Annotated in this window: 14 protein-coding genes and 1 pseudogene; 10 read left to right on the top strand and 5 right to left on the bottom strand. The window is 71.2% G+C overall.

From position 1 onward, the window contains the following. The first annotated feature begins 30 nt into the window (after positions 1-30). The 5 genes from F3T56_RS36980 to F3T56_RS36960 all read left to right on the top strand — a co-directional run bounded on the left by F3T56_RS36980 (position 31) and on the right by F3T56_RS36960 (position 5773). Positions 31-639, top strand: a complete 609-nt coding sequence (locus F3T56_RS36980; RefSeq protein WP_149829798.1) for a DUF4142 domain-containing protein — start codon at positions 31-33, stop codon at positions 637-639. Positions 640-768: 129 nt separating this feature from the next. Further along, positions 769-1578, top strand: coding sequence for a DUF4142 domain-containing protein (locus F3T56_RS36975; RefSeq protein ID WP_149829797.1), 810 nt, complete (start codon positions 769-771; stop codon positions 1576-1578). Positions 1579-1744: 166 nt separating this feature from the next. Further along, on the top strand, positions 1745-3067 hold the full coding sequence (locus F3T56_RS36970) for an MbnB/TglH/ChrH family RiPP precursor modification enzyme (protein ID WP_149829796.1): 1323 nt from the start codon (positions 1745-1747) through the stop codon (positions 3065-3067). Between the two features lie 262 nt (positions 3068-3329). Beyond that, positions 3330-4127: a DUF4142 domain-containing protein gene (locus F3T56_RS36965; protein ID WP_149829795.1), complete on the top strand. Its 798-nt coding sequence runs from the start codon at positions 3330-3332 to the stop codon at positions 4125-4127. A gap of 98 nt (positions 4128-4225) precedes the next feature. Then, entirely contained in the window at positions 4226-5773 is a 1548-nt protein-coding gene (locus tag F3T56_RS36960) for an alpha/beta hydrolase (RefSeq protein ID WP_149829793.1), read from the top strand. 5 nt (positions 5774-5778) lie between these two features. Here F3T56_RS36960 and hemQ read toward each other — a convergent pair whose 3' ends face one another. Together hemQ and hemG are read right to left on the bottom strand one after the other, a co-directional pair. Beyond that, on the bottom strand, positions 5779-6510 hold the full coding sequence (gene hemQ, locus F3T56_RS36955) for a hydrogen peroxide-dependent heme synthase (protein WP_149829792.1): 732 nt from the start codon (positions 6508-6510) through the stop codon (positions 5779-5781). A gap of 5 nt (positions 6511-6515) precedes the next feature. Next, positions 6516-7970, bottom strand: a complete 1455-nt coding sequence (hemG, locus tag F3T56_RS36950) for a protoporphyrinogen oxidase (RefSeq protein WP_149829790.1) — start codon at positions 7968-7970, stop codon at positions 6516-6518. Positions 7971-8143: 173 nt separating this feature from the next. Here hemG and F3T56_RS36945 point away from each other — a divergent pair, with 173 nt between their 5' ends. Continuing rightward, positions 8144-9082, top strand: a complete 939-nt coding sequence (locus F3T56_RS36945; protein ID WP_149829789.1) for a DUF4349 domain-containing protein — start codon at positions 8144-8146, stop codon at positions 9080-9082. 47 nt (positions 9083-9129) lie between these two features. Continuing rightward, positions 9130-10524 (top strand): FAD-dependent oxidoreductase, encoded by a 1395-nt coding sequence (locus F3T56_RS36940; protein ID WP_425473710.1) that lies wholly within the window; start codon positions 9130-9132, stop codon positions 10522-10524. 19 nt (positions 10525-10543) lie between these two features. On the opposite strand, the gene F3T56_RS36935 is transcribed toward F3T56_RS36940, so the two are convergent. Further along, positions 10544-10882: a hypothetical protein gene (locus F3T56_RS36935; RefSeq protein ID WP_172639320.1), complete on the bottom strand. Its 339-nt coding sequence runs from the start codon at positions 10880-10882 to the stop codon at positions 10544-10546. A 113-nt stretch (positions 10883-10995) separates the two neighbouring features. Between F3T56_RS36935 and F3T56_RS50295 the strand changes: the two are divergent. From F3T56_RS50295 to F3T56_RS36925, 3 genes and pseudogenes are all read left to right on the top strand, one after another. Continuing rightward, positions 10996-11165, top strand: a pseudogene (locus F3T56_RS50295) (rhomboid family intramembrane serine protease); the annotation flags it as partial. Then, positions 11162-11290: a hypothetical protein gene (locus F3T56_RS50290; protein ID WP_425473711.1), complete on the top strand. Its 129-nt coding sequence runs from the start codon at positions 11162-11164 to the stop codon at positions 11288-11290. The pseudogene F3T56_RS50295 and the gene F3T56_RS50290, both read left to right, overlap by 4 nt. Before the next feature lie 39 nt (positions 11291-11329). Next, complete coding sequence (locus tag F3T56_RS36925) at positions 11330-11692, top strand: ACT domain-containing protein (protein WP_149829786.1); 363 nt, start codon at positions 11330-11332, stop codon at positions 11690-11692. Between the two features lie 229 nt (positions 11693-11921). On the opposite strand, the gene F3T56_RS36920 is transcribed toward F3T56_RS36925, so the two are convergent. Further along, positions 11922-12434 carry a DinB family protein gene (locus F3T56_RS36920; RefSeq protein ID WP_149829785.1) on the bottom strand — a complete coding sequence of 171 codons (513 nt, stop codon included), beginning with the start codon at positions 12432-12434 and terminating at the stop codon, positions 11922-11924. 35 nt (positions 12435-12469) lie between these two features. Then, positions 12470-13303, bottom strand: coding sequence for a pyridoxal-phosphate dependent enzyme (locus F3T56_RS36915; protein ID WP_149829784.1), 834 nt, complete (start codon positions 13301-13303; stop codon positions 12470-12472). Positions 13304-13331: the final 28 nt, after the last annotated feature.

The following is a 13331-nucleotide window of genomic DNA, read 5'->3' as shown; positions in this document are numbered from 1 at the left end:
GACCAGTTGGCTTCACCCGGGAGGATCACTTTGCAGCGTCTCAACGGCTCGGCCATCGCCAGCCTGGCTCTCGTTGTCACCGTCGGCGCGCTGGCGTTCCCTGTATGGTCCTACGCCGACCGGTCCGGCACCGCCCAGGCCAACATGGCGTCCGGCATGGTGAACACCCAGTGGGGGCCGCTGACGGCCTCCGACCGGGACCTGATCATCCGCGTGCGGCTGGCGGGACTGTGGGAGCTGCCGGCGGCCGAGCAGGCGATGCAGCGGTCGGACAGCCCGGCCGTGAAGGAGGCGGCGGACCATCTGATCGTGGGGCACAAGGACCTCGACGAGCGGGTGCGGAACGTGGCCGCCCAGCTGGGCGTCGAGCTGCCCAACGTGCCGAACGCGCAGCAGCAGGCCTGGCTCCAGCAGATGAACAGCGCCACGGACGACCAGTACGACCGGGTGTGGGCGAACCTGCTGCGCTCGGCCCACGGCAAGATCTTCCCGGCCATCGGACAGGTGCGGAACGGCACCCAGAACACCCTGGTCCGTCAGCTCGCCTCGGACACCAACCAGACCGTGCTCGACCACATCACGATGCTGGAGAAGACCGGCGAGGTCGACTTCGACGCCATCGCGAACGGCACGATCTGACGCGGCCCCACGGCCCGGTCCGGGCCTGCCGCGGCCAGTGGCAGGGCCCGGCCCAGCCGAGGCAGCACCCCCACCCCCAAGCAACGTTTCAGTCCCCAACGATCAGTTGGTTTCCTCCGGGAGGCTCATTTGCGACGCTCCAAGGGCTCTGTCCTCGTCGCCGTGGCGGTCGTCGGCACGATCAGTGCGGTCGCCTACCCCGTGTTCTACTCGTATCCCAACCGCAACGCCGCGGCGGCCGCGGCCGTGCCCACCGGGGACACGGTGACCACGCAGTGGGGGCCGCTCACCCCGGCCGACCGCGACCTCATCGTCCGTGTGCGGCTGGCCGGTCTGTGGGAGGGGCCGGCCGGGCAGCAGGCCCTGGAGCGCAGCGGCAGCAAGTCCGTCAGAGAGGCCGCCGACCACCTGCTCGTGGGCCACGCCGACCTCGACAAGCGGGTACGGATCATCGCGGCGAAGCTCGGGGTGGAGCTGCCGAACCAGCCGACCGCCGAGCAGCAGGGCTGGCTCGACCAGATGACCGCCGCCAAGACCGAGGCGGACTACAACAAGACCTGGGCGAACCTCCTGCGCGCCGCGCACGGCAAGATCTTCCCGGCCATCGCCACCGTGCGGAACACCACCCGCAACACGCTGGTGCGCCAGCTGGCCTCGGACGCCAACCAGACCGTGCTCGACCACATCACGGTCCTGGAGGGCACCGGCGAGGTCGACTTCGAGACCATCGCCAACAACTCGGTCAGCGGTACGGCGAGCCCCACCGGCCCGCCGCCGCCCGTCCCCGGTCAGGTGCCGCCCGCCGCGCCCGCCGCCGAGCCGTCCACCAATCCCCGCGTGAGCTCGGTCCCGTCGCCGACCACGCCCGGCCTGGTCCCGACCGGCCGTCCGGACCCGGAGGAGCTCAACAACGAACAGGGCGAACCGATCGTCCAGTAGGCAACGGGCCCAGTGCCCGGACGAAAGCTCAAATGTTGCTCTGAAGGTCCCCTCCCCGGGGTTCGGCCCCGGCTGCCGGGGCCATGACTCCGTCACGCCGGAACACAGGTCCGCCGTAAGGAGACGACGCACGGGTCCTGGTGAAGCCGTGACCGAGGAGGGGACGATGGAGCAGATCAGGCAGTTGGGGGCGGGGATCGGCTGGCGGCCGGAGATTGCCGACGCCGTCGAGGGCATGGCCGGACCGTCGGGCCGGGTCGACTGGGTCGAGGTCGTCGCCGAGAACGTCTGCCCCGGCCACCTCCCCGAGTCGCTGCTCCGCCTGCGCGAGCGGGGCGTCACGGTCGTCCCGCACGGCGTCTCGCTCGGCCTCGGCGGCGCCGACCGCCCCGACGAGCAGCGGCTGCGCAACCTCGCCGAGCGCGCGGAGGCCCTGGGCGCGCCCCTCGTCACGGAGCACATCGCGTTCGTACGGGCGGGGGGTGCCCTCACCGCGTCGCCGCAGCTGGAGGCCGGACACCTGCTGCCGGTGCCGCGCACCCGGGACGCGCTGGACGTGCTCTGCGAGAACGTCCGCATCGCCCAGGACGCGCTCCCCGTGCCGCTGGCACTGGAAAACATCGCGGCCCTGATCAACTGGCCCGGCGAGGAGATGACGGAGGGGCAGTTCCTGTACGACCTCGTCGACCGCACCGGTGTGCGGCTCCTCATCGACGTGGCGAACCTCCACACCAACCACGTCAACCGGGGCGAGGACCCCGCCAAGGCGCTCGACGAGCTGCCGGTCGAGGCCATCGCGTACGTCCATGTCGCGGGCGGCTTCGAGCGCGACGGCGTCTGGCACGACAGCCACGCCCACCCGGTCCCCCAGCAGGTCCTCGACATCCTCGCCGACCTCGTCTCCCGGGTGACCCCGCCGGGGGTCCTCCTGGAGCGCGACGAGAACTTCCCCGAGCCGGGCGAGCTGGAGCGGGAGTTGGGGGCGATCCGGGGGGTGCTGGAGAAGGCCGAGGTGCGGGCTCCCGAGGAGGCGGCACCCGTCTCCGAGGGGGAGGCCGTGGCGGAGGCCGAGTCCACCGCCCGGCAGCGGCTCGGGCTGGCGCAGGCCGCGCTGCTGTCCGCGCTGGTGGGCGGGACGCCGGTGCCCGAGGGGTTCGACCGGGTGCGGCTGGGCGTGCAGGCGCGGGCCCTCGCGGCCAAGCGGGCGGACGTGGTGGGGAAGGTGGCGCCGGAACTCCCGGAGATCCTCGGGGAGTCGTACCGGCCGACCTTCCTGGCCTACGCCCAGGGGAACCCCATGACGGACGGCTACCGGCGCGACGCCCTCTCCTTCGCCGAGCATGTGCTGCTCACCGGCCGGCCCGAAGACCCGGACGTCCAGCGCGAAGTGCGCGCGTGGTGGCTGGAGCGTTCTGGCCCGGCCCCGCTCTCGCAGCGCCCGGCCGCCCGCCTGGCGCGTGCGACCCGCAGGGTGCTGCTGCGCCGCTGAGCCGCCGCTGAGCCGGGGTGCTCGCCCCGAGATGTGCTGCGATTAACAAACCCGTGTCCCCCACACGGGTTTCACGCCCGTTTGAAAGATATTTCACAGCTTTTATCCGCCGGTTCGCTTACCCCATCCGGCGCGCTTTGTCCCGTCCTCAACCCTTCCTCCTCGTACGACAGTTGGCGTAGACCGGGCAGTAACATGCCAGTCCTCAGGCCAATCGGCACCCGAAACGCACTAGCGTGCGGTGCCGCGAGCAGGAGGCACCATGCGATCCACCCACCACAGCGGAAGACTCGTCAGCGGGACCGGACTCATCGTCGCCGGGATGGTGGCGACCCTCGTGGCGATGATTTTCCCGATCTGGTCGTACGCGGACCGCTCCGGCACCGGCGTGGCCACGCTGAACGCGTCCACGGTATCGACGCGGTACGGGCCGTTGTCCGCGCTGGACCGGGACTTCATCACCAAGGTCAGACTGGCGGGACTGTGGGAGCTGCCGGCCGGGCAGCAGGCCCAGACGAAGGGCACCACCGAGGCCGTACGGACCGCGGGGAACCATCTCATCGAGGGGCACACCTACCTCGACGCGCGGGTCCGCAATGTCGCCGCCCGGATCGGCCTGCCGCTGCCCAATCAGCCGAGCGACCAGCAGAAGGCATGGCTGGAGACGTTGAGCGCGGCGCAGGGCGAGGAGTACGACCGGGAGTTCGCCAACATTCTGCGTCTGGCGCACGGCAAGGTGTTCTCCGTCGTCGCCCAGGTCCGGGCGACGACCCGTAACTCGCTCGTCCGCGATCTCGCCGACGACGCCAACACGACCGTGCTCGACCATATTCGGGTCCTGGAGGCCACGGGTCTGGTCGACTACGACGCGATCGCCCGGGAGGCCGCGTCCGCGAGCGCGCCGCCGATCACCAACTCTCCGGCCCCGCCGGTGCCGTTGAACGATCCTGGCTCGCCGATTCCGGTGACGCCGTCCCCGACGGCACCGTCGCCCACGCCGTCGTCAGCGGGTTATTCACTGCCGCCGGCTGCGCAGGGGCCTCGGGAGGGTGACGGGTAGCGCGACACCTCTCCCGGTCCTTTACTTTTCACCTTTTCATACGAAACATCCCTTTTGCCGGTGTTCTGCGTCGTGCGTCGTCCGTCGAAAGGGAAGTGATGAGAGCCGCCGTTCTCTACGGAATTGTCGGGTCGGTGTTGCTGAGTGCGTTCTCCGCTGCCCCTGCCGAGGCGGAGGGCGTCGATGTCGCCGTCCAGCGGGCGAGCGAGGAGGGGATCCGGTTCGGGACGTGTCCGGCGGTCGAGGGGCTGCCGGACGGGGTTCAGTGCGGGACGGTCGAGGTGCCGCTGGACTACGCCCGGCCCGACGGCGAGCAGATCAAGCTGACCGTCAGCCGTGTCAGAGCCACCGGGAACGCGCGGCAGGGCGCGCTCGTGTTCAACCCGGGCGGGCCCGGCGCGTCCGGTATGTACTTTCCGCTCATGGGGTTCACCCCGGCGTGGCAGCGCATCGCGGCGGCGTACGACCTGATCGGGTACGCCCCGCGTGGGGTCGGGCGTTCGGCGCCGCTGTCCTGCCAGGACCCGAAGCGCCTGTACAAGGGGCCCTCACCGGCGCCCGCGCACCCTTCGGAGTCGTACAAGCGGGAGCGCATCGCACGGGCCGAGGCGTACGCACGCGGGTGCGCGGAGCGGAGTGGGAGCGCGCTGCGGCACTACCACTCCCGCAACAACGCCCGCGACCTGGACGTGCTGCGTGCCGCGCTCGGCGAGCAGCGGCTGACGTTCATGGGGACGGGGTACGGGACGTACTTCGGGGCGCTGTACGCCACGATGTTCCCCTCGCATGTGCGCCGGATGGTCTTCGACTCGGCGGTGAACCCGGCTCCCGATCAGATCTGGTACCGGAACAGCCTCGACCGGTCGGCGGCGTTCGAGGGGCGCTGGGCGGACTTCCGGGCCTGGATCGCCAAGCACCACAAGGTGTACGGGCTGGGGAACAGTCCGGAGAAGGTGCTGCGGAGCTACGAGCGGGCGGCGGCCCGGCTGGCCTCGCGGCCGGCGGGCGGCAAGGTCGGGCCGGGGCAGTTGCGGAACGCGTTCCAGCAGGCCACGTACTACGAAGACTACTGGCCGCAGCGCGCCCTCGCCTTGTCCGCGTATCTGAAGGGCGAACCGAAGCCGTTGGTCCAGATCGCCGGTCCCTACCCGGAGGCGGCGGCCGAGCAGGAGAACGGCAACGCGGTCCGCACGGCCGTCGAGTGCAACGACGCGCCCTGGCCGACTGAGTGGAAGGTCTGGGACCGCGACCACACCCGGCTCGCGCGTACCGCGCCGTTCGAGACCTGGGACAACGTGTGGACGAGCCTGCCCTGCGCGTACTGGCCGGGCCCGCGCCGGCGCCCGCTGGACGTGCGTACGGGGCGCGGTGAGCTGCCGCCGACGCTGATCCTGGCCGCCGAGCGGGACGCTGCCGCGCCTTACGACGGGGCGCTGGAGTTGCTCCGGCGGCTCGGGGGGTCGGTGCTGGTGACCGAGCGGGATGCGGGCAACCACGGGCTGGCTGGTGGGCCCAACGAGTGCGTCAACGGGCACGTGGAGGCGTACCTGTTGGAGGGGCGGGTGCCGGAGCGGCGGGCTGCCTGTGCTGCGCACCCGGAGCCTCGGCCGAGCGCCGCGCCCCTGGAAAGCCAGGGGCGCGGGTAATCCGCCTAGGCGAGCCCTGCCACCAGTTCTGCCACCGACTTCCTGCGGCCCGTGTAGAACGGGACCTCCTCGCGGACGTGCATGCGAGCCTCGGAGGCGCGCAGGTGGCGCATGAGGTCGACGATGCGGTAGAGCTCGTCGGCCTCGAAGGCGAGGAGCCACTCGTAGTCGCCGAGGGAGAACGAGGCGACCGTGTTGGCGCGGACGTCCGGGAAGCCGCGGGCCATCTTGCCGTGGTCGGCGAGCATGCGGCGGCGGTCCTCGTCGGGCAGCAGGTACCAGTCGTAGGAGCGCACGAAGGGGTAGACGCTGACGTAGTTGCGCGGGGTCTCGTCGGCGAGGAACGCCGGGATGTGCGAGCGGTTGAACTCGGCGGGGCGGTGCAGCGCCATGTTCGACCACACGGGCGTGAGCGCGCGGCCCAGCTTCGTCCGGCGGAAGAGGTTGTACGCCTCCTGGAGCTGGTCGCTCGTCTCGGCGTGCCACCAGATCATGAGGTCGGCGTCGGCGCGCAGGCCGGACACGTCGTACGTACCGCGGATGGTCACGTCCTTCGCGGCGAGCTGGTCGAACAGCTCCTGGACCTCGTCGGCGTAACCGGCGCGGTCCTCCGGCAGCACGTCCTTCAGCTTGAAGACGGACCACAGCGTGTAGCGGATGACCTCGTTGAGGTCCTTGGCCAGCTTGCCCTTGTTCGGGATGCGGCCGGACTCGGTGGTGGGGGCGTCGTCGCTCATGGTTCTTATTCTCCCGCTCCGCCGTGCAGGCTCTGCACCGGGTTGGCCGTGAGGTCCTGCACAGCGCGCAGGTCACCGTGGATCTGGTCGACCGCGGCGGCCGCGCTCGCGATACAGGCCGGGATGCCGACGCCGTCGTACGCCGCTCCGCAGACCGCGAGTCCGGGCAGCTTGCCGATGTGCTCGCGGACGCGGGACACGCGCGCGTGGTGGCCGACGGGGTACTGGGGCAGGCCGTTGTCCCAGCGGGTGACACGGGTTCCGAGGGGCGCGGCTGACAGGCCGGTGGCCTCGCGCAGGTCGTTTCTCGACACCTCCACGAGGTGGGCGTCGTCGCGCTGAAGGATCTCCGTCTCGCCGTACCGGCCGACGGAGGTGCGCAGGAGAAGCAGGTCGGGGTTCTGGTCGGCGATCCAGTCCCACTTCTGGGAGGCGAACGTGGACGCCTTGATGGTCCGCCCGTCGACCGGCGGCACGAGGAAGCCGCTGCCCTCGGGGAGGGTCACGTCGGCGCGGCGGTAGGCCAGGGTGACGAGGGCCATGGAGGCGTACTCCACGGCGGCCAGCTCGGCGGCGGCCTCGGGGGCCTCGGCGCGGAGCAGGCCGGCGGCGGCCGGGGCGGGGACGGCCACGACGACGGCGTCGGCGTGCAGGACGCGGTCCCTGGTGCCGACGCGCCAGCCGCCGTCGGCCTCGCGGCGCAGCTCCGTGACCGGGGTCCGGGTGAGGATCTCGGCGCCGCGCGACGACACCGACTCGGCGACGGCGAGCGGCAGTTGGCCCACTCCGCCCTCGATGCCCATGAAGACGGGGCCGGTCTGCTGAGCGGCGGCCGCGCGGGCCTGGATCTCGCGGACGGCCTCGGTGAGGGAGGTGTGGGTCCGGGCGGCCTGGAAGAGCTGCGGGACCGCCGAGCGCATCGAGATGCGGTACGCGTCGCCCGCGTAGACACCGCCGAGCAGGGGCTCCACCAGGCGGTCGACGACCTCGCGGCCGAGGCGGGCCGCCACGTACTCCCCCACCGCCACGTCGTCGCCGACCTCGGTGCGCGGCAGGTCGGCGTCGCGCTCGATACGGGCGAGCCCCTCGTCGGACAGCACCCCGGAGAGGGCGGAGGCAGTGCCGGGGACGCCCATGACGTGGCCCTTCGGCATGGGGCGCAGGGCACCCCGGGTCCACAGGGAGGCCGTGGCGGTGGCGGGCGGCTGAAGCCGGTCGGCGAGACCGACCGCTCTCGCGAGGGCGACCGCCTCGGGGCGGCGGGCCAGCATCGACTCGGCGCCGAAGTCGACCCGCGCGCCCGCGATCTCGCCGGGCAGCAGCTTGCCGCCGACCCGGTCCGAGGCCTCCAGAACCGTCACTCGCGCACCCCGGTCCAGCAGCCCGTGCGCGGCGGCCAGCCCCGCGATCCCGGCCCCGATGACGACGACATGCCCGGCGTCCGTACGTGATCCGCTCATGAATCCACCCTCTCAGACGCCACCGACATGGCTACGGGGGGCATGTGGCCTCGTCGAGTCCGGACCGTGACCGCTTCGGGACCGTGTCCGGCCAAACGTCCCGGCCCCCTCCGGCGTCGTAGAAGCGTCAGCAGTGCAAGCAAGCCGGTCACGACCCTCGGGGGGACGCCGCAATGGCCGAAACAGAAACACTCGTACGACGTTCCCGGCGGCCCGCAGGGGCGCTGGCCGCACTGTTCCTCGCCGTAGCCCTGGCGCTCACCGGATGCAGCGGTGCCGGCGACGAGAGCGGCGGGTCGAACAGCGAGGCGGCCGACAGCAAGGTCGACGACACCGCTGGTCGGCAGGAGGGCGCGGCGGGCGGCGACGCGAGCAGCGGCCAGGCCGCCGACACTCCGCCCACACTCACCACGGGCCACATCATCCGCACCGCCTCGCTGACCGTGCGGGTCAAGGACGTACCGCAGGCACTGGACGAGGCCCGCACCGTCGCCGAGAACGCCGGCGGCTTCGTCGCCGACGAGTCGACGACCCGCGACGGCGAGGATCGCGAACGCACCCGTGTCGTCCTGCGCGTGCCCACCGAGAAGTACGAGGACGTCCTCGGCGAACTGGAGGGCACCGGCAAGCTGATCGAGCGCAAGACCAAGGTCGAGGACGTCACCGAGCAGGTCGTCGACGTGGAGAGCCGTATCAAGACGCAGCAGGCCAGCGTGGCCCGCATCCGCGAGCTGATGAACCGGGCCACCAAGCTGAGCGATGTGGTCACCCTGGAGGGCGAGTTGAGCACCCGTCAGGCGGACCTGGAGTCGCTGCTGGCCCAGCAGAAGTCCCTGAAGGACCGTACGAGCCTCGCCACCGTCACGCTGTCCCTGTCCGAGACGGCGGTGAAGAAGTCGGACAAGGACGACGACCCCGGCTTCGTGGACGCGCTGGCGGGCGGCTGGAACGCGTTCGTCGCCGTGTTCCGCTGGCTGGCCCTGGCCCTCGCCGCGGTACTCCCCTTCGCCGTGGCCACGGCCCTCGTCGTACTGCTGTGGCTCCGCCTCACCCGCACCCGGCGGCCAGGCCCGGCGGCGACCCCGAACGAGAGCGAGAGCGAGGAGAGCTGAGCCGACAGGACTTAAATGCGGGGCCCTCGTAGCGTGTTCCCATGAACATGAGCCACAGCGCACGTGCGAGGGAACGCCTGGTCGTCATCGGCGGTGACGCGGCGGGCATGTCCGCCGCGTCACAGGCGCGCCGGCTGCGGGGCCCCGACGAGTTGGAGATCGTGGCGTTCGAGCGCGGTCACTTCTCCTCCTTCTCCGCGTGCGGCATCCCGTACTGGGTCGGCGGCGACGTCCCCGAGCGGGACCGGCTCATCGCCCGCTCGCCCGAGGAGCACCGGGCCCGCGACATCGATCTCCGGATGCGTACGGAGGTCGTGGAGATCGATTTCGCGGGTGCGCGCGTACGCGCGCGGGACGTCGATTCCGGCGCCGAGTCCTGGACCTCGTACGACAAACTCGTGGTCGCGACCGGCGCCCGCCCGATCCGCCCCGACCTGCCGGGCATCGACGCGCCCGGGGTGCACGGGGTGCAGACACTGGACGACGGCCAGGCCCTCCTCGACACGCTGTCCGCCACCGCGGGCCGCCGCGCGGTGGTCGTCGGCGCGGGCTACATCGGCGTGGAGATGGCCGAGGCCCTCATCAACCGCGGGTACGAGGTCACGGTCGTCAACCGCGGCAAGGAACCCATGTCCACGCTCGACCCGGACATGGGCCGCCTGGTGCACCGGGCCATGGAGGGCATGGGCATCACCATGGTCGATGACGCCGAGGTCACCAAGCTGCTCACCGGCGACGACGGCCGCGTCCGCGCGGTCGCCACGGCGGACGCCGAATACCCGGCGGACGTGGTGGTCCTGGGCATCGGCGTACGCCCGGAGACGGACCTGGCCAAGGCGGCGGGCCTCCCTCTGGGCGACCACGGAGGCCTGCTCACCGACCTCTCCATGCGGGTGCGCGGCCACGAGAACATCTGGGCCGGCGGCGACTGCGTGGAGGTCCTCGACCTGGTCTCCGGCCGCGAACGCCACATCCCCCTCGGCACCCACGCCAACAAACACGGCCAGATCATCGGCGCCAACATCGGCGGCGGCTACGCCACCTTCCCCGGCGTCGTCGGCACCGCCGTGAGCAAGGTCTGCGACCTGGAGATCGCCCGCACGGGCCTCCGAGAGAAGGACGCGCGCAGGGTGGGCCTCCAGTACGAGACGGTCACCATCGAGTCGACAAGCCGCGCCGGCTACTACCCCGGGTCCACCCCCATGACGGTCAAAATGCTCGCCGAACGCCGCACGGGCCGTCTACTGGGCGTCCAGATCGTGGGCAGGGAGGGCGCGGGCAAGCGGGTCGACATCGCGGCCGTAGCCCTCACCGCAGGCATGACGGCAGAACAAATGACAACCCTGGACCTCGGCTACGCCCCACCCTTCTCCCCGGTCTGGGACCCGATCCTGGTAGCAGCACGAAAGGCAGTGGCGGCCGTGAGGTCGGGCGCCTCATAACCGGCGGCTGCCGGTGCCGCTAAACGGCAGAAGAATTCCCACTGATCCGATCAATGGCCTGCATCGCCTGATCCGCCGGAGGCCGCGGCGGCAACGACGACACCGACGCCGACGCCGAGGTCACCGCAGGCGCACCCCCCGCCTGCGCCGGCTTCGCATGCGCGGCAGCGGCCCGCACGGACCGCAACCGATGGCTGACCGCCTCATCAAGGGTCACCGGCCGCTGCATCCGCGCAGCGAGTCGCCCGGCCTCCTGGCCGAGCGCGGCGACGTCTTCCCAGGGCAGCCTCACCACCAGAGCGATCTCCGCCTCACCGTCGGGGGTGGCGTGCATCGGAGGAGTAACTCGGTCGTTCATCGCCTGTTCCTCACGTAGATCCGCGGTTGAGGAGTCATACGCACGACCGCGCGCGAGCGTTCACAGCTTCCGGCGTCGGCGCCCGCCCACGCCCGCATCACAGCCGGGCACCCGAATCCTGCGCCGGGCATGTGCGGTTCACGGTGTTCTATGTGGCCTGCGGCTATGCCGCGGCGTACGGCTACGCGTTCCTCAACGCCGACTCCGGCTACCGGCGCTGATCGGCGCGATCGCCGGCGTGCTGGGCGCGTATCTCGTTCTCCACCCCCGGGCGGGACGGTGGCGTACGCGGCCCACATCGTCGACCTCCTGGCCGGCATGCTGCTTCAGGGAGAGTTCGATGTGGAGCCGGCCGCCGGTGTGTTCCGCGGTGAATCGGGCTGCCCGGTGGAGCCCAGCTGGGTCTAGGGTGCCTGCGTGGTCACTCCTGCCGCACAGCGCCTACGGATGCTGACCACCGAATTCACCGTCGAGCATCTGCCCACGGGGCAGCTTCCGCCAGACGGCTCCTGGTACGTCCTGCACCGTGCGCCCGAAGGCCTCACCGTGGTCCGCGAGGCCCGACCGGCCTCAAAGGACGAGCCTCCTGACGCCGGCACTCAGGAGCGATGGGCCGGTCTTTACGGCGAGCTGTCCCACGATCTTGATCTGCCCGGCATGCTGGCGGCCGTACTCGGCCCACTCGCGGCGGCGGGGGTTCCGGTCTTCGTCTCGTCGAGCTTCCGCAGCGACCTGATCCTGGTCCCCCGCGAACGGCGGGCCGAGGCCTGCGCCGTGCTGCGGGCCGCGGGCCACGACCTGGTCGAGTGAGCCTGGCAGGTCCCCGCCGGTGGCTGGAATGTACGTGTCCCGTGCGCATCTTCCCGGCGATGACCCGCTCTGCGGGCACGCTGGCGCAGGTCCCGGTGGCTCCTTGGATCGAGGCGAAGGGCAGGCGACCATCCTGCGCAGCCGGATCACGCCCATCCATCCCCGTCCGAACCACCGTCTGCCTGCCGGCGATGCCGATCCGGCAAACGCCGCGGGGTCACCCCGGGCATCAGTCTCCGATGGTGCCGTCGATCGATTCGCGGAGGATGTCGGCGTGGCCGTTGTGACGGGCGGTCTCCTCGATCATGTGCAGCAGGATCCAGCGGAGGTTGACGCGGCCGCGCAGGTTCTCCGGAACGTCGATCTCCAGTGAGGCCTGCTCGGCGACGATCTTGCGCGCCCGTTCGCACTGGTCGAGATAGGTCTGGACGATCTCGTCGACGGTCTCGTGGGGCTCGATGCGGAAGCCGGCCTCGGGGTCGTCCGGCGTCTGGTAGAGGGGTTGCTCGTCGAGACGGAGGAACTCCAGGCAGAACCAGCCGTGTTCGGTCTCGGCCAGATGCTTGACGAGGCCGAGCAGGCTGGTGCCGGAGGGGACCATGGGCCTGCGCAGGTCGGAGTCCTCCAGACCTTCGAGTTTCATGAGCAGGGTGGAGCGGTGGAAGTCGAGCCACTGCGACAGGGCTTCCAGTTCGCCGGTGGTGCCCTGCGGGTCGATCCGTCGAACGGGTGATACGAACATCGGGTTCCTCTTCGTGTGGTGGTGGAACGAGCTTCCTACACCGCGAGTGGCGAGGAGTGGGTTTCGGAGGGAAGGGCTGGCCCGAACCGGTCCCGGACCCAGTCGTCGTCGTAGACCGTATCGAGATAGCGCTCACCGGTGTCCGGGCCGATCGCGACGGCGGTGGCGTCGGCAGGCATGCTGGGCCGCAGGCGGACCACGGCGGCCAGGACGGATCCGGTGGAGCCGCCGACGGCGATGCCACGGGTGGTGGCCAGCAGTCGGCACATCGCCACCGCCTCGGGTTCCGGGACGAGTACGACCTCGTCGACCAGGCCGGGGCGGAGGATCTCCGGGCGGCGGCTGGTGCCCAGTCCCGGGATGTGGCGGGGGCCGGGCGGGTGACCGAAGAGCGCGCTCGCCGGCGCCTGGTAGACACTGCCGAGGGCCGGCCGGGTGCCGTCGGGTTCGGGCAGGGCGGAGGTGTCCGTCTTGCCGTTGGCCGACAAGGGCAGAGCCGACAGGGTGGTGAAGGAGTGGGGGACCATCGGTTCGGGCAGGGTACGGCGCAGGAAGGTACGCAGTTCGGTGATCGTCAGGCCGGGACCGGCGGCGGGCACGTAGTAGGCGGCCAGGCGCCCGTCGTGCAGCACCACGACGGCCTCGGCGATCTGCGGGTGCGCCTGCAGCGCCACGGTGATCTCGCCGAGCTCGACCCGGAACCCGCGCACCTTCACCTGACTGTCGAGGCGGCCCCGCCATTCAACGGTGCCGTCCGCGGTGTGCCGTGCCAGGTCGCCGGTACGGTACAGGCGGGCGCCGGCGGGGATCTCCGGTCGGGTCCCGGCCAGTGGGTGTGGAACGGTGCGACACGAGGTCGCTCCAATCAAGTGGGGGCAACTCTCAGAGAGCGAATAC

The organism is Streptomyces tailanensis (assembly GCF_008386495.1).
In the GTDB taxonomy this organism is placed as follows: domain Bacteria; phylum Actinomycetota; class Actinomycetes; order Streptomycetales; family Streptomycetaceae; genus Streptomyces; species Streptomyces tailanensis.
The sequence above is the reverse complement of the archived record's forward strand: the minus strand, read 5'-3'. Positions and strand labels throughout refer to the sequence as shown.